Origin of the sequence: Gordonia hankookensis (genome assembly GCF_014673215.1) — a bacterium.
Classification (GTDB): domain Bacteria; phylum Actinomycetota; class Actinomycetes; order Mycobacteriales; family Mycobacteriaceae; genus Gordonia; species Gordonia hankookensis.
In genome coordinates this window covers 75,580-92,392 of the sequence record NZ_JACWMS010000001.1, presented here as the reverse complement: position 1 = coordinate 92,392, position 16,813 = coordinate 75,580, and the positions used below count along the sequence as shown (strand labels likewise).

The following is a 16,813-nucleotide window of genomic DNA, read 5'->3' as shown; positions in this document are numbered from 1 at the left end:
GAGTCGAGTGGAGGTTCGAGATGTTGTTTTCCGCGCTCCCGGCCAAGCAGGGCCTGTACGACCCCGAGGCCGAAGTCGATTCGTGCGGTGTCGCGATGGTGGCCGACGTCTACGGCCGACGTTCCCACTCGATCGTGGCCGACGGCTTGCTGGCGCTGGAGAACCTCGAACATCGCGGGGCCGCCGGCGCCGAGGTCAACAGCGGTGACGGTGCAGGAATCCTCATCCAGCTCCCCGACGAATTGCTCCGCGCGGTGGCGGGTTTCGACCTTCCCGCGCCGACTGCGGATGGTGAGAACACCTACGCCGCCGGAATCTGTTTCCTGCCCGTCGATCCCGTCTTGCGCGAGCGCGCCGTCGAACGGGTTTGTGCGTTGGCCGACGCCGAGGGCATCACCATCCTGGGATGGCGTGAGCTACCGGTCGATGCCGAACGCGCGGACATCGGAGAGACAGCGCTCGGCTGCATGCCCTACATGATGCAGCTCTTCGTCACCGTCGACCCACCTGCAGGCGCGAAGCGGATCGGCGGCCTCGAACTCGATCGCTTCATCTACCCGTTCCGCAAGCAGGCCGAGCGGGTCACCCCGGAGGTCGAGGAGGCGGGAACGGGCATCTACTTCCCGTCGTTGTCGACTCGCACGATGGTCTACAAGGGCATGCTCACCACGATGCAGCTGCCGCTGTACTACGACGACCTGCGCGACGAGCGGTGCCACAGCGCGATCGCCATCGTGCACTCCCGCTTCTCGACCAACACGTTCCCGTCGTGGCCGCTGGCCCACCCCTTCCGATTCGTCGCCCACAACGGCGAGATCAACACCGTCCGCGGCAACCGCAACAGGATGCGTGCACGTGAAGCACTTCTCGAGACCGACCTCATCCCCGGGGACCTGAAACGTGCATTCCCGATCTGCACGCCGGAGGCATCGGATTCCGCCTCGCTCGACGAGGTCCTCGAACTCTTGCACCTCGGTGGCCGCAGCGTGCCCCACGCGGTGATGATGATGGTGCCCGAGGCGTGGGAGAACGTGCCGGACATGGATCCGAAGCGGCACGCGTTCCTCCAGTTCCACGGATCGCTGATGGAGGCCTGGGACGGCCCGGCCTGTGTCACCTTCACCGACGGCGCCGTCGTCGGAGCCGTGCTCGACCGCAACGGGCTGCGGCCGGGACGCTGGTGGCAGACCCGCGACGGTCGCGTGATCCTCGCGTCAGAGGCAGGGGTGCTCGACGTTTCCGTCGACGACGTCATCTCCAAGGGCAGGCTCGAACCGGGCCGGATGTTCCTCGTGGACACCAAACAGGGCCGGATCATCCCGGACGAGGAGATCAAGGGCGACCTGATCGGTGCGCAGCCCTACGACGAGTGGCTCCATGCCGGTCTGCTCGACATCGCAACCCTGCCGAACCGGCCGGTCTACAAACCGAACCACGACACCGTTGTCCGACGCCAGGTCTCGTTCGGCTACACCGAGGAGGACATGCGTGTGCTCCTCACGCCGATGGCCGCGTCGGGCTATGAACCGCTCGGCTCGATGGGCACCGACACCCCGGTTGCCGTGCTGTCCAAGCGGTCCCGGCTGCTCTACGACTACTTTGTCGAACTGTTCGCCCAGGTGACCAATCCGCCGCTGGACGCGATCCGCGAAGAGATCGTCACATCGATGGCGCGCGTGATGGGTCCCGAACAGAATCTCCTGAACCCCACCGCTGCATCATGTCGCCAGATCCTGCTGCATTGGCCTGTCATCGACAACGACGACCTCGCCAAGCTCGTCCACATCAACGACGACGGCGACAATCCGGGATTGTCGGCGAAGGTGCTGCACGGTCTCTACGAGGTGGCCGACGGCGGGCCGGGACTCGCTGCCGCTCTGGACGATCTCCGGTTGCGTGCGAGCCAGGCGATCGCCGAGGGACACACCACGCTGGTGATCTCCGACCGGCGGACCGACCGGGATCATGCACCGATCCCGTCGTTGCTCGCGACGTCAGCGGTACACCATCACCTCGTCCGGACCAAGGAACGCACCAAGGTCGCGTTGGTGGTGGAGTCGGGTGACGCCCGCGAGGTCCACCACATCGCCCTGCTGATCGGTTTCGGTGCGGCGGCTGTCAACCCGTACCTCGCGCTCGAGTCGATCGACGATCTGATCGCGGAGGGCGAGCTCACCGGTGTCCCGTCGTCCAAGGCCAGCCGGAACTACCTCGAGGCGCTCGGCAAGGGCGTGCTCAAGGTCATGAGCAAGATGGGTATCTCGACGATCAGCTCGTACACCGGCGCGCAGGCCTTCGAGGCGGTGGGACTGTCGTCGGAGGTGGTCAAGGAGTACTTCACGCGGACCGTCTCCCGGATCGAAGGTGTCGGCCTCGACGAGCTCGCGGAGGAGGTCCGGATACGTCATCACCGGGCATTCCCGGAGAACCCGACGGAACAGGTGTACCGGCGTCTCGAAGTCGGCGGGGAGTACCAGTACCGCAGGGAGGGCGAACTCCATCTGTTCACCCCCGAGACGATCTTCTTGCTCCAGCACGCGACGAGAACCGGTCGGTCCGAGGTGTTCCAGAAGTACTCCGACGAGGTCGACAAGCTGTCCCGTGAGGGTGGCACGTTGCGCGGACTGTTCGATTTCGACCTGGCCGCACGCGATCCCATCCCGCTCGAGGAGGTGGAACCGGTCGAGACGATCATGACGCGGTTCAACACGGGCGCGATGAGCTACGGGTCCATCTCGGCCGAGGCCCACGAGACCATCGCCATCGCGATGAACCGGATCGGTGGGCGCTCCAACTCCGGTGAGGGTGGCGAAGATGTCGATCGACTCTACGATCCGGAACGGCGCAGCGCGGTCAAACAGGTGGCGTCCGGTCGCTTCGGGGTCACCAGTGACTACCTGATCAACGCAACCGACATCCAGATCAAGATGGCGCAAGGAGCGAAACCCGGTGAAGGAGGACAGCTCCCGGCCTACAAGGTGTACCCGTGGATCGCCAAGACGCGGCATTCCACGCCCGGGGTCGCCCTGATCTCGCCCCCGCCGCACCATGACATCTATTCGATCGAGGATCTCGCACAGCTGATCCACGACCTGAAGAACGCCAACTCCGACGCACGTATCCACGTGAAGCTGGTCAGTGCGGTCGGAGTCGGCACCGTGGCAACGGGCGTGTCCAAGGCGCATGCCGACGTAGTCCTGATCTCGGGCCACGACGGAGGCACCGGAGCCTCGCCGCTGACGTCACTCAAGCACGCCGGTACCCCGTGGGAGATCGGGCTCGCCGACGCGCAGCAGACGTTGATGCTCAACGGTTTACGCGACCGCATCACTGTGCAGTGCGACGGCGCCCTGCGCACCGGGCGCGATGTGATCATGGCTGCCCTGCTCGGTGCCGAGGAGTACGGCTTCTCGACGGCTCCGCTGATCGTCTCCGGGTGCATCATGATGCGGGTCTGTCACCTCGACACCTGCCCTGTCGGCGTCGCGACGCAGAATCCTCAGCTGCGTGCGCGGTTCACCGGGCAGGCCGAGCACATCGTCAACTTCTTCCGGTTCATTGCCGAGGACGTGCGAAAGCACTTGGCACAGCTGGGCTACCGCACGCTCGACGAGGCGATCGGGCAGTCGCAGCGTCTGCACACCGCCGAGGCGGTGGCGCATTGGAAGAGCAAGGGTCTCGACCTGACCCCGATCTTCCGCACCCACGAGGACAAGGGGCCGACCCGCCGGATGCGCGGCCAGGACCATGGGCTCGATCGTGCGCTCGATCAGACCTTCATCCAGCTCGCCGAAGGTGCGCTCGAGGATGCCCATCCGGTGACGCTGGAGCTGCCGGTGCGCAACGTGAACCGGACGGTCGGCACTCTCCTGGGGTCGGAGGTCACACGCCGATACGGAGCCGAAGGCCTCGCCGAGGACACCATCGTGGTGAAGCTGACCGGATCGGCCGGACAGTCACTCGGCGCCTTCCTGCCGCCAGGCGTGACGATACGGCTGTGGGGCGACACCAACGACTATGTCGGAAAAGGGCTGTGCGGCGGGAAGATCGTCGTAGCACCCGATCCGGAAGCCTGGTTCGTCGCCGAGGATCAGGTCATCGCAGGCAATACCATCCTCTACGGCGCGACGTCGGGCGAGGTGTTCCTGCGCGGCAAGGTCGGTGAGCGGTTCTCGGTACGCAATTCCGGCGCAACGGCGGTGGTCGAGGGCGTGGGCGATCACGCCTGCGAGTACATGACCGGCGGACGGGTGGTGATCCTCGGGACCACCGGGCGCAATCTGGCGGCCGGGATGTCCGGGGGCATCGCCTTCGTCTATGACCTCGACAGCGCCAAGGTGAACATGGCGATGGTGGAGTTGTTGCGCCCCGACCCCGACGACCTGCGATTCCTGCGCGAGACGATCACCAAGCACACCGAGCTGACGGGATCGGCGATCGGGGCGTCGATGCTGGCCGACTGGCCGCGTCGATGCCTGGGCTTCACCAAGGTCATGCCCAGTGACTACAAGCGCGTGCTCGACGCGGCCCGGATGGCCGAGGCCGAAGGGCGCGACGTCGATTCAGCGATCATGGAGGCGGCACGTGGCTGATCCGCGCGGGTTCCTGGAGATCCCCAAGAGAGAATCGAAGTACCGTCCGATCGCCGAGCGGGTACAGGACTGGCACGACGTCTACCACCACGGCGAGAACCCGTTGCAGGAGATGGCCGACGTGTCCGAACAGGCCACCCGCTGCATGGACTGCGGAATCCCGTTCTGCCATTCCGGCACCGCGGGATGTCCGCTGGGAAATCTGATCCCGGAATGGAACGACCTGGTCCGCCGCGGACGTTGGGACGCGGCGAGTAGTCGGCTGCACGCCACCAACAACTTTCCCGAGTTCACCGGGATGGTGTGCCCGGCGCCCTGCGAGGCAGCCTGCGTGTTGTCGATCTCGGAGGCCACCACCGGGGGCAGCGTCACCATCAAACGTGTCGAGAAGACCATCGCCTACGAATCGTGGGCGGAGGGCATCATCGGACCGGAGCCGCCCGCCGCGCGGTCGGGAAAGTCGGTGGGGGTCGTGGGTTCGGGCCCTGCAGGACTTGCTGCCGCACAGCAACTCACGCGAGCCGGCCACGAGGTGACCGTATACGAACGCGATGATCGGCTCGGCGGGCTGCTGCGCTACGGCATCCCCGAGTACAAGCTGCAGAAGTCCGACATCGATCGGCGGATCGCCCAGATGCGCGCCGAGGGAACCGAGTTCGTCACCAGCTGCGAGGTCGGTACCGATATGTCGGTCGAGGAGCTGCGCTCGCGCCATGACGCTGTCGTGCTGGCGATCGGCGCGATGGAGGCCCGCGACAACCCGGTGCCGGGTCGCGAGCTGAGTGGCGTGCATCTCGCGATGGAACATCTCGTACCCGCCAATCGCGAATGCGAAGGCGACGGTCCGTCGCCGATCTCCGCCGCGGGCAAGCATGTCGTCATCATCGGCGGTGGCGACACCGGTGCCGACTGCCTCGGGACCGCCCATCGCCAGGGCGCGGCCTCGGTGGTTCAGCTCGACTACAACCCCGAACTGCCCAGCGACCGCGACGAGAACCGGTCACCATGGCCCACATGGCCGTTGGTGATGCGGACATCATCCGCGCACGCCGAGGGCGGTGAGCGGAAGTATCAGGTCGCAGTCCAGCGGTTCGTCGGCGACGAGGACGGCAACGTGACCACGCTGGTACTCGCAGAAGTAGAGGTGGTCCGCGAGCCGGACGGGCGACGGGTGGTCACCCCGGTCGGCGACGAGTTCGAGATCCCGTGCGAGATGGCCCTGTTCGCCATCGGGTTCGCCGGCGTCACACGAGGGCCGCTGCTGACCGATCTCGAACTCGAGCCCAACGGGCGCGGTGCGCTGTCGTGCGGCAGTGACTGGCAAACAGACGCCCCCGGTGTCTTCGTGTGCGGAGACGCCCATCGTGGCGCCTCTCTGGTGGTCTGGGCGATTGCCGAGGGCCGATCGACCGCGCGCGCGGTCGACGAGCTCTTGATGGGCGAGTCCGACCTGCCGTCGCCGGTGCGGCCGGCGACTCTGCCGCTGTCGGTGCGGTGACGGGACCACAGAGCAGGTCGGCACGACCCGCAACTCGCGCGGGCAGCGTTGGTTTCATTGTGTTCGCGACCACCCCGGTTACTGCGCTGACCTGCTCGAACTGTGGTTGTCCGGCAGGTGACCAATCCGCGCCGGGATAGAGATGGCGATCCAACGGGACTAAGGTGAACACAGTGACGCGGCGAACAAAGATTGTCTGCACCCTCGGCCCGGCGACCAGCAGCGACGAGAAGCTCAAAGAGCTCGTCGAGGCCGGGATGGACGTGGCCCGGATGAACATGAGCCACGGCACCCATGACGTGCACCGCGAGGTCTACGCCAGGGTGCGAAAGGCGAGCGATGCCACCGAGAAGGCCGTCGGCATTCTCGCCGACCTGCAGGGCCCGAAGATCCGCCTCGGAAAGTTCGAGGACACCGGCGCGCCGAACGGCGAGGTGCTGTGGGCGACGGGCGAGGAAGTGCGGGTCACCGTCGACGACATCGTCGGTACGCACGATCGCGTGTCGACCACCTACAAACACCTGGCCGCCGACGCCAAACCCGGTGACCGACTGCTCGTCGACGACGGCAAGGTCGGCCTGGTCGCCACCGCCGTCGACGGCAACGACGTGGTGTGCACGGTGACCGAGGGCGGACCGGTCAGCAACAACAAGGGCCTGTCGTTGCCAGGCGTGAACGTGTCGGTGCCCGCGATGTCCGAGAAAGACATCGCCGACCTGGAGTTCGCGCTGGAACTGGGTGTCGACATGATCGCCCTGTCCTTTGTCCGCAGTCCGGCCGACATCGAGCTGGTCCACGAGGTCATGGACCGTGTGGGGCGGCGCGTGCCGGTGATCGCGAAGCTGGAGAAGCCTGAGGCCATCGACAATCTCGAGGCCATCGTGCTCGCGTTCGACGCCATCATGGTCGCCCGTGGTGACCTCGGCGTCGAGTTGCCCCTCGAAGAGGTTCCGCTGGTCCAGAAGCGGGCGATCCAGATGGCCCGGGAGAACGCCAAGCCGGTCATCGTCGCAACCCAGATGTTGGACTCGATGATCGAGAACTCGCGACCCACCCGCGCCGAGGCCTCCGACGTCGCCAACGCGGTCCTCGATGGTGCCGACGCCGTGATGCTGTCCGGTGAGACCTCGGTGGGCAAATGGCCGATCGATTCGGTGCTGACGATGGACAAGATCGCGCGTGCGGTCGAGGGCGGGTCCCGCGACGTCCCGCCGCTGTCGCACGTGCCGCGTACCAAGCGCGGCATCATCTCCTACGCCGCTCGCGACATCGGTGAACGACTGGAGGTGAAGGCGCTCGTGGCGTTCACGCAGTCGGGCGACACGGTCCGCCGGCTGGCCCGACTGCACTCGCGGCTCCCGCTGCTGGCCTTCACGCCGACCCAGGAGGTGCGAAGCCAGCTGGCGCTGAGCTGGGGCACCGAGACGTTCATCGTCGATCACGTCGACACCACAGATCACATGATCGATCAGGTCGACCTGCAACTCCTGCGCATCGGACGTCTCAAAGAAGGCGACGTGGTGGTGATCGTCGCGGGTGCTCCGCCCGGAACAGTGGGCTCCACCAACATGATTCACGTTCACCGGATCGGCGAGCAGGACCATTGACCCGGTCGCTGTAGTCCTTCCGCCGCTGGAGTCGTGTCGTCGCGTCGGTCGAGTGGACGACGAGCGCGGCGAGGAGTCGTATCGAGACCGCTCTCCCCGAGGGCATAGGGTGTGCTCTCATGACCGACCAATCCGAGGATCTCGGCAAACTGCTCGCGCTGCTCGACGTCGAGCAGCGCGACGACGACCTGTTCATCGGCCAGCACCCGGAGCAGAAGACGGCGCGCACGTTCGGTGGGCAGCTGCTCGCGCAGGGAGTGGTGGCGGCCGGCCGCACCATCACCCGGGGGAACCCGCCGATTCACGCGTTGCACGCCCACTTCATCAGGGGTGGCGATGTCAGTAAGCCCATGGAGTATCACGTCGCGCGGTTTCGTGACGGGAAGTCGTTCGCGAACCGACAGGTGACCGCGATGCAGGACGGCTCCGAGGTGTTCACGATGCTGGTCGCCTTCCAGGACAACACGGTCGGTCTCGAGCACGCCGTGGAGATCCCGCAGGTGCCTTACCCGGAGGACTTGCCGCCGCTCGGCGAGCATTTCAAGGGTTACGAGGATCGTATTGCCACGTTCGTCAATGCGTTGCACCCCATCGACATCCGGTTCGCCAACGATCCGACCTGGAAGATGCGCGACGCCGGGGCCACCCTCACGGACAACCGGGTGTGGATGAAGACCGACGGTGTGTTGCCCGACGATCCGATCATGCACGTCGCCGCGATGTGCTATGCCTCCGACACCACGGTGCTCGACTCGATCATCACCACACACGGCCTCTCGTGGGGGATCGACCGGCTCTTCGCCGCCACCGTCAACCATTCGATGTGGTTCCACCGCGAATTCCGCTTCGACGATTGGTTGCTGTACGCCACTCGGTCGCCGGTCGCGACCGGAAGTCGCGGCATGGGATCGGGCCGGTTCTGGAAGCGTGACGGCACCCTGGCGACCTCGGTCGTCCAAGAGGCCCTGATCAAGTACTTCCCGCCGAAGAACTGAGCCCCGGCCGACCGCTGGTCGAGTGGCCGACGAGCAGCCAGGCGAGTCGGCGTATCGAGACCACACCCGCGTGCTGGCAGACTGATGCCATGACCTCCGCCCAGCCTCCTCGACGCGACGTGGCGCCGCAGGCGCAGGAACACCCCGGCGCCGGCCGCCCGGTGGGTCCCCACACCGGGCCAACCGAACCTCCTCAGTTCTGGCTGCGGTCGGGACCGATGCTGCCGCAGCGCACCTGGCAGCGCAGCACACGATCGCCGATCATCATCATCAGCTCACTCGCCGCCATGGCGCTGGCCGCGGTCGCCGTGGCGGCACTGTTGGTCGGCACGGTGAATCGAACAACGTTCACCGCCCGCGGTGTGGTGGTCTGTCCCACTGCCCAGGGCCAGACGCTGCGGATCGCTCCGGGTGCGCCCGTCCGGATCTACGACGAGACCGGCGATGAATTGTCGACGACCACACTGGGTCAGCGCGAGAGCGGGGACGGCAATCAATGCGAGATGCCGTTCCGTGCCCGCGACGTCGCGTCGGGGCGCGACGGATATGTGGTCCGCGTCGGCGACGTCCTCCAGGAGACCGTGTCCGAATCGGCGCTTTCGTCGGGAGTCGTGCTGCGCCCTGTTCCCTGACCATCCGCCTTAACGGGTGGTAAGCGAGGGCGCGGGTTAGACTGCGGCGATCTCTGTGAACCCTGGCCGGTTTCCGGGCAGGACCCACACGTGACCTTCGGATGGATGGGGGAGAGGGTGACTGACAGCATCGACTGGGGCAGCGAGGTATTGGCTTCGCTCCGGTGGATCGGCATCGTGTTCGTGATCGCTCTCGTCGGGGTGCTGGTCGTCGGCTATCTGCTGGCGCGGTTCACCAACTGGGGCCGGCAGTACTGGCGGACCGCCGGTGGCTTCTTCACCGACTCCGACACCAGACTGCTCGCGTGGAGCCTGGTCGGGGTGCTGCTGCTGCTGGCGGTTGCCGGAGTGAGAGTCACTGTCCTGTTCTCGTATCAGGGCAACGACATGTTCACGGCGCTCCAGACCGCTGCCCAGGGTCTTGCGCAGGGAAATCAAGATGCTCTGGACGCCGGGAAGTCGGCCTTCTGGAAGGCCATGTGGATCTTCGGCGTCCTCGCCGCGATCCACATCGTCCGAACCCTCATCGAGCTGTATCTGGGCAGCGCCTTCGAGATCAAGCTGCGCGAGTACATGACAACGCGCAACACCACGGACTGGCTCGGTGGAAAGGCCTTCTACCGGAACAGGTTTGTCGAGGCGGCCCGTCCTCAGGGGCCGGATTCGGCGATCCAGCCGGGGGTCGACAACCCTGACCAGCGCATCGAGACGGACATCACGACAGTCGCGACGTCGAGCCGCCAGCTCGTCTTCGGGTACAACGGATCATCGACGAACGGTGTGATCCCGGCGATCATCACCATCGTGTCGTTCACGAAGATCCTGTGGGACCTCGCCGGTCCCATGTCCGTGTTCGGCACCGAAGTGCCGCGCGCGATGGTGTGGTTCGTCTACATGTTCGTGTTGATCACCACTGTCATCGCGTTCTGGATCGGCCGACCGCTGATCCGCCTGTACTTCCTCCGGGAGCGCCTGACGGCGAACTTCCGATATGCACTCGTCCGAGTTCGAGACGGCGCCGAGAACGTCGCGCTCTATCACGGTGAGGGCGTCGAACGTGCCGGCCTGCTCGAACGATTCGGAGCCGTGGTCGGCAACTTCTGGCAGATCGTCTTCCGGACCCTGAAGTTCACCGGCTGGAACTTCGTCGTCAATCAGTTGTCGGTGGTGTTCGCCTACATCATCCAGGCGCCGCGATTCTTCGCAGGCACGATCACCCTCGGTGACATGAACCAGACGGCGTCGGCGTTCGGCAACGTCCACGACTCGCTGTCGTTCTTCCGCGAGGCCTACGACTCGTTCGCCGATTTCCGTGCCGCACTCATCCGACTCAACGGGCTCGAGGACGCCAACGACGAGTCACGTGAGTTGCCGGTGCTCGCCACCACCGACCGCGACCGCGCCGTGCGACTCACCGATGTCGACATCACCACCCCGGATGGCGACGAACTCATCCGCGACCTCAGCCTCTCTCTCGACCCGGGCGACGCCATCGTGGTGAAGGGCCGGTCGGGTTCGGGCAAGACGACCCTGCTGCGCGGACTGGCCGGGCTCTGGCCGTTCGCCGACGGCGAGTTCGCCCGCCCGCCGGGCGACCGCACGCTGTTCCTGTCGCAGATCCCCTACATCCCGCTCGGAGATCTACGCACCGCGGTCGCATATCCGGCACTGCCGGACGACGTTGGCGACGACGCGATCCGGGCCGCGTTGGAGCGGGTGTTCTTACCGCACCTCGTCGATCGCCTCGACGAGGAGGAAGACTGGTCGAAGGTGCTGTCGCCGGGGGAGCAGCAGCGCGTGGCATTCGCGCGCATCCTGCTCACCCGCCCCGAAGTGGTGTTCATGGACGAGGCGACCTCGGCCGTCGACGAAGGTCTGGAGTACTCGCTGTATTCGCTGATCCGGGCGGAACTACCCGAGACGATCTTGGTGTCCGTCAGCCACCGCAGCACCACCGATCAGCACCACACCACTGTTCTCGAGCTGACCGGCGGAGGTTCGTGGGAGGTTCGTCCGGTCGGCGCCTGAGCGAGTTCACACGGCAGGAACTGCAGCACTGACGTCCGGATTTTACTGTCTCATTACCAATGTGGTGGATCTTCTTCCGGCGGCGTGATCACTGGGTACTGTGATGCCGACCACACAGTCGGGCGGAACGAGGACACCGGTCATGGCGGACGCAGAGCAGATCACATTTCCGCACGAGAGCGGCACCGCGGTGGCGACCTTGCCGGAGGCGTTTCAACTGACGACGACGGTACGTCCGGACAGCGTGGCGATCCGGACCGTCGGCGGAATCCAGGAGATCACCTGGGCGCAGTATGCCGCCCGCGTCGAGGCGATCGCCGGTGGGCTCGCCGCAGTCGGCGTCCGACGTGGGGACACCGTCGGCATCATGCTGACCAACCGGCCAGAGTTCCACCTGGTCGACACCGCGGCCTTGCACCTCGGGGCGATCCCGTTCTCCATCTACAACACGAGTTCGCCGGATCAGATCGAGTACCTGTTCGGCAACGCCGAGAACGCCGTGGTGGTCACCGAGCAGGTCTTCCTGCCGGCGGTTCGTGCCGCCGACACCGCGGTCACGACGACGATCGTGGTGGACGGGGCCGCGAGTGGCGCGATCACTCTCGCCGAACTGGAGCAGACCGAAGCGCCCGATGACTTCGATTTCGAGAGATCGTGGCGCGCCGTGCGACCGGAAGATCTGGCGACCCTCATCTACACCTCGGGTACCACCGGCCCGCCGAAGGGCGTGGAGATCACCCACCGCAACATCATCGCCGAGCTCGCCGCTCTCGAAGAACATGTCGACGCGGGCTTCGACGATCGGGTCATCTCGTACCTGCCCGCTGCCCACATCGCCGACCGCGTGTCCTCGCATGCGGCGAACATGGTCCGCGGTATCCAGGTGACGACCGTTCCGGACCCGCGCGAGATCGCCGCCGCACTACCGGAGGTGCGGCCGACGTTCTTCTTCGGTGTGCCACGGGTCTGGCAGAAGATCCGTGCGGGGATCGAGGCGAAGATGGCCGAGGAATCGAGCCCTGTGAAGAAGAACCTGGCGGCGTGGGCGCTCGGGGCCGGAGCCGCCTCCGCGAAGGCGCATCTCGAGGGACGCGGCGACGGGCTGGTCGGTGGACTCCAGCACGGGCTCGCCGACAAGCTGGTATTGCACAAGGTCCGGGCCGCCATCGGGATGGACCAGGTCACGTTCGCCGGTTCCGGCGCGGCGGCGATTCCGCCCGAGGTGCTGCAGTTCTTCCTCGGCCTCGGTGTTCCGGTGTTGGAGGTCTGGGGGATGTCGGAGACCACCGGGGTGTCCACGATGACCACTGCGGAGAATCTCGCGATCGGTACTGTCGGAAAGCCGGTCGCCGGTGTGGAGACGAAACTCGCCGCCGACGGTGAGCTCCTCATCCGTGGTCCGGTGGTGATGCGCGGCTATCGCAAGCAACCGGACAAGACTGCCGACGCCATCGATGCCGACGGCTGGCTCGCCACCGGTGACATCGCCACCATCGACGGCCAGGGCAATGTGACGATTGTTGATCGTAAGAAGGAACTGATCATCAACGAGGCCGGCAAGAACATGTCGCCCACGAACATCGAGAACGCGATGAAGGCGGCGTCGTCACTGATCGGACAGGTGGTGGCGATCGGGGACGACAAGCCGTACATCGTCGCGCTCGTCGTCCTGGATCCCGATGCGGCCGCGGCGCGAGCGAAGAACCTGAACATCCCGGATGCGGACATCGCGACGCTGTCGCGTAGGCGCGAGGTGATCGAGGAGGTCACCGCCGCGATCCGGGAGGGCAACGGCAAACTGTCGAGGGTCGAACAGATCAAGCGCTTCACCATGGTGCCTGCCGCCTGGGACCCGGGTGGTGACGAACTGACGCCGACGATGAAGTTGCGGCGAAAGCCGATTGCGACGAAATACGCGGATCGAATCGGCGGCATGTACGGGGAGTCGCCCGGGAGCGACGTCATCGATCTGCGCTGACGTCACCCGTCCGACATCCGTGTGTGGCCCGCGCCGCGGCCGTGCCGCGACGCGACGATCGCCCAGCCCCAGATCATCAGCCACACCGTCATCCCCCCGACCTGGATGCGCTGGGCGAGACCGAGACGAAAATCGCCCGAGAGGTTGTCGGCCGCCAACATCCACACCGTCGACACCACGATCACGCCCAGCACGGTGCTCCCGACCACCCGTAGTTCCGGCCATGTGCCCGACCGGTAGGCGGCGACCGTCGCCGCGATCATCGCGGTGAAGATGGAGAAGACCGCCAGCGTGCTCGTCAGGGCGTGAATGTGGTGTAGCTGCGGGAGGATTCCGCTTGGCTCGTTCGGGCAGCCGGCGTCGACCCCGGGAATGCACTCGATCGGCATGAGGGCGTCGGCAATCGTCGACATCCCGAATGTGCCAAGCGCCACCACCGCGGTGATCGCCGGAAACCCGCGGAACACGGGTCGCGGCACGAGCAGTACGACCGCAGCGAGCATCGCGCAACACGAGGTGGTGATGTCGCCCGCGACGTACACCTCGCGATGAGGGCGGTGTGCGGCGTCCAGTTCGCTCAGGAAACTGCGGAACGGATCGAGCGGACTTGGCCAGAGGAACTCCAGAACCCAGGACGAATAGCAGATACCGGCGAGTGCCACCAGGAGTCCCGCCGCGACGACACGCCCCGGCCTGGGTCGGGGCGAGGCGGACGTCACCCAGACAGCCTAGCGATGACCTGCCCTGATCCCGTGGTGGATCCACCTCTCACCCGGCCGGGATGAAAATGCGGTCGAACGCAGCGGCACAGCCACCTCTTCGCACTAGGATCGTTCGCAGGGTCGTCGTTTCCGCGCGATGCGGGAGGGTCGATCACCACCTGTCAATCGCGATGCAGCGAGGTTTTCATGACCGAAGAAGCCGCCCAAGAGCTCGGACCCATCGACTATGTCGTTTTGGAATGGCCAGACAAGCAGCCGACCGGAGAGGCGATTCCCTACCTGATCGACCTGGTGGATCGCGGAGTCATCCGCATCATCGATCTCGCCTTCGTGATGAAGGACGAGGACGGCTCGATCACCCAGATCGAACTCGACCAGCTGGGCGCCGATTTCGAGGTTTTCGACGGTGTTGCCACCGATCTGATCTCGACGGACGACGTCTCCGAAGCAGCATCGGTGCTGCAGCCGGGGACCGCAGCGGCGATCCTTGTGTACGAAAATGCCTGGGCTGCAGGCTTTGCTGCAGCACTGCGACGAAACGGTGGCCAGATGGTGTCCGCCGGTCGTATCCCGATGGACGAATTCCTCGAAACCCTGGACGCCGCGGAGGCCTGACGGCCCCGTTCGGCGATCACGTCCCGAACCTCAGAAGGAGATCATCATGCCCGGACTCATCCGCGCGGCCGCGCGTACCGCCGTCATCGCCGGAACTGCGACGTCGGTGAGCAACCGTGTGTCCCGCCGTCAGTCGAACCGATGGGCGCAGCAGGAATACGAGAATCAGCAGCGCTATGCGCAGCCCCAACCGGTGCCGCAAGCAGCACCTCCCGCACCTCCCGCGCCTGCCGCGTCGCCGGCGCCGGACACCATCGAACAACTCAAGGAACTGGGTGCGCTCTACCAGCAAGGCATCCTGACCGAGCAGGAGTTCGCCGCTCAGAAGGCGAAGATCCTCGGCAGCTGAATCCTGCGTCTCGGGCACTGCCGGTGTGAGGCCTGTCAGGGGTTCTCGGGTTCGGTGCCGACCATCGGCGTCGACCCGAGTTCCGCACCGGGTTGTCGGGGGAGGCGCTGTGCGACGACGAGGCCCAGCCCGGCAAGCAGGATGGCGAGCAGGATCGAGTCCTTGATCGACTGGATCTGAGCCTCCCCGTAATGCTGAGAGAGTTGCTCGACATCCCGAGCCGACAAGCCGTTCGCCTCGGCCGCCTCGGTGAGCTGATCTCCGGTCACGATCTCGACCCCGTCGGCGGAGAGCTCGGCGACTCGGGCCTTGCTGTGCTCGGACAGGTTCGGATCGGCCTGTGCGGCATTGTTGAATCCGCTGCTGAGCGACGCGATCAGCAGTGCGCCGAGGAGCGCGACCCCGACAGACGTCCCGATGTTCTGCGCCGTGCCCTGGAGGCCGCCGGCCTCACCTCGGTCGCGGTCGCCGACCGATGACATGATGACGTTGCCGAGTTGTGAGGCGATGAAACCGAATCCGGCCCCGAAGATCGCCATCCCGATCGCGAACAACACTCCGTTGAGCTGCGGTTCGATCGTGGTCACCAGGACGGACGATCCGGCGATGACGAGTATCAGACCGAGGCGCACCATGCGGCGTGGCGATTGCGTCGCAGCGAGTTTCGGGCTCGCGAAGGCGGCGACCAGCATGGCGACCGACATCGGAGCCAGCTTCACACCCGTCTCGAATGCGTTCTTCAGCAGAACGTACTGGAGGTAGATCGGGATCACGAAGAAGATCCCGCCGATGATCGTCTGCTGCGCGACCATCATGACGAGCCCGTTGCGCAACTGTAGTTTTCGCAGCAAACCGGGATGCATCAAGGGTGTCTCACCACGCGAGATGACGTGACGTTCCCAGTGGAAGAATCCGATGAGGACGAACACCCCCGTCGCGATCATGAACGGCACCACCGAGAGCCCGAACGGCGTGATCTCCTTGCCCGCGATGGTCAATGCCCCGGACGGCCGGATGAAGCCCCACGTGCCGGACTGCAAGAACGCCAACACGATCAGGCCGAGACCTGCGGCCGAGAGGAAGGTGCCGCCCCAATCCATCCGCCGCGAGCCCGACCGGTCGGTGTCCGAGATGACTCGCACACACGCGATCACGGCCAGACACACCACGGTCTCGGCCGCGAAGACGACCCGCCATGTCAGTGCCTCGGTGACCCATCCGCCGATCAGCGGGCCGGCCGCGGCGCCGGCGGCGGCGATCCCACCCAGTGCGCTGTACGCGGTGGCGCGGTCCCTGCCGTCGTAATTGGTTGCGGTGAGCGAGATGATCGCCGGCATCACCATCACGGCGCCTGCACCCTCGACAAAGGACCAGCCGACCAGCAGAACTCCGATGTTGGGGCTGAACGCGGTGATCAACGAACCGATGCCGTAGACGATCAGGCCGATCGAGAACACCCGACGACGTCCGAACATGTCGCCGAGTCGACCGCCGAACAGCATGAACGAACCCATCACCAGGGTGTAGAGCGTGATCGCCAACTGCACCTGGGTGATGGTCGTGTCGAGGTCGACCACGACGCTGGACACGGACACGTTCATGACCGTGGTGTCGAGCACCATGATGAACTGTGCAGCGCACAGGATGATCAGGACGCGCCACTGTTGCACCGGGCAAGGCTACGCCGAAAAACACCCGCTGACGTCGGATGTCGTCCCCGGTGAGAGGAAATCATTCGGATCGGATGAGTGCCGGTCGCGGATCGATCCTGGCAATGACAGGACACTGCCGGGAGAT

General features: G+C 65.6%; 11 protein-coding genes. 9 read left to right on the top strand and 2 right to left on the bottom strand.

Annotated features, from left to right (window positions below; genetic code table 11):
- Positions 1-20: 20 nt before the first annotated feature.
- The 7 genes from gltB to IDF66_RS00380 all read left to right on the top strand — a co-directional run bounded on the left by gltB (position 21) and on the right by IDF66_RS00380 (position 13,330).
- Entirely contained in the window at positions 21-4,592 is a 4,572-nt protein-coding gene (gltB, locus tag IDF66_RS00410) for a glutamate synthase large subunit (protein ID WP_190265369.1), read from the top strand.
- Positions 4,585-6,090: a glutamate synthase subunit beta gene (locus IDF66_RS00405; protein ID WP_190265368.1), complete on the top strand. Its 1,506-nt coding sequence runs from the start codon at positions 4,585-4,587 to the stop codon at positions 6,088-6,090. The genes gltB and IDF66_RS00405 overlap by 8 nt, the downstream gene beginning before the upstream one ends.
- Positions 6,091-6,263: 173 nt before the next feature.
- Positions 6,264-7,697 (top strand): pyruvate kinase, encoded by a 1,434-nt coding sequence (pyk, locus tag IDF66_RS00400; protein ID WP_164309484.1) that lies wholly within the window; start codon positions 6,264-6,266, stop codon positions 7,695-7,697.
- Between the two features lie 119 nt (positions 7,698-7,816).
- On the top strand, positions 7,817-8,692 hold the full coding sequence (locus IDF66_RS00395; RefSeq protein ID WP_190265367.1) for an acyl-CoA thioesterase: 876 nt from the start codon (positions 7,817-7,819) through the stop codon (positions 8,690-8,692).
- An 89-nt stretch (positions 8,693-8,781) separates the two neighbouring features.
- The gene (locus tag IDF66_RS00390; protein ID WP_190265366.1) at positions 8,782-9,324 is read left to right on the top strand and encodes a hypothetical protein; all 543 of its coding nucleotides are present in this window, start codon (positions 8,782-8,784) and stop codon (positions 9,322-9,324) included.
- Between the two features lie 117 nt (positions 9,325-9,441).
- A complete protein-coding gene (locus IDF66_RS00385; RefSeq protein ID WP_317628530.1) occupies positions 9,442-11,352 on the top strand; it encodes an ABC transporter ATP-binding protein/permease in 1,911 nt (636 codons plus the stop codon).
- A gap of 142 nt (positions 11,353-11,494) precedes the next feature.
- Positions 11,495-13,330 (top strand): AMP-dependent synthetase/ligase, encoded by a 1,836-nt coding sequence (locus IDF66_RS00380; protein ID WP_190265365.1) that lies wholly within the window; start codon positions 11,495-11,497, stop codon positions 13,328-13,330.
- 2 nt (positions 13,331-13,332) lie between these two features.
- Here the strand turns inward: IDF66_RS00380 and IDF66_RS00375 are convergent, their stop codons facing one another.
- Positions 13,333-14,049, bottom strand: coding sequence for a DUF998 domain-containing protein (locus tag IDF66_RS00375; protein ID WP_317628529.1), 717 nt, complete (start codon positions 14,047-14,049; stop codon positions 13,333-13,335).
- A gap of 189 nt (positions 14,050-14,238) precedes the next feature.
- Between IDF66_RS00375 and IDF66_RS00370 the strand changes: the two genes are divergently transcribed.
- Together IDF66_RS00370 and IDF66_RS00365 are read left to right on the top strand one after the other, a co-directional pair.
- Positions 14,239-14,667 carry a DUF6325 family protein gene (locus tag IDF66_RS00370; protein WP_190265364.1) on the top strand — a complete coding sequence of 143 codons (429 nt, stop codon included), beginning with the start codon at positions 14,239-14,241 and terminating at the stop codon, positions 14,665-14,667.
- A gap of 46 nt (positions 14,668-14,713) precedes the next feature.
- Complete coding sequence (locus tag IDF66_RS00365) at positions 14,714-15,016, top strand: SHOCT domain-containing protein (RefSeq protein ID WP_190265363.1); 303 nt, start codon at positions 14,714-14,716, stop codon at positions 15,014-15,016.
- A gap of 35 nt (positions 15,017-15,051) precedes the next feature.
- On the opposite strand, the gene IDF66_RS00360 is transcribed toward IDF66_RS00365, so the two are convergent.
- Entirely contained in the window at positions 15,052-16,686 is a 1,635-nt protein-coding gene (locus IDF66_RS00360; protein WP_190265362.1) for an MFS transporter, read from the bottom strand.
- Between the last annotated feature and the right edge of the window lie 127 nt (positions 16,687-16,813).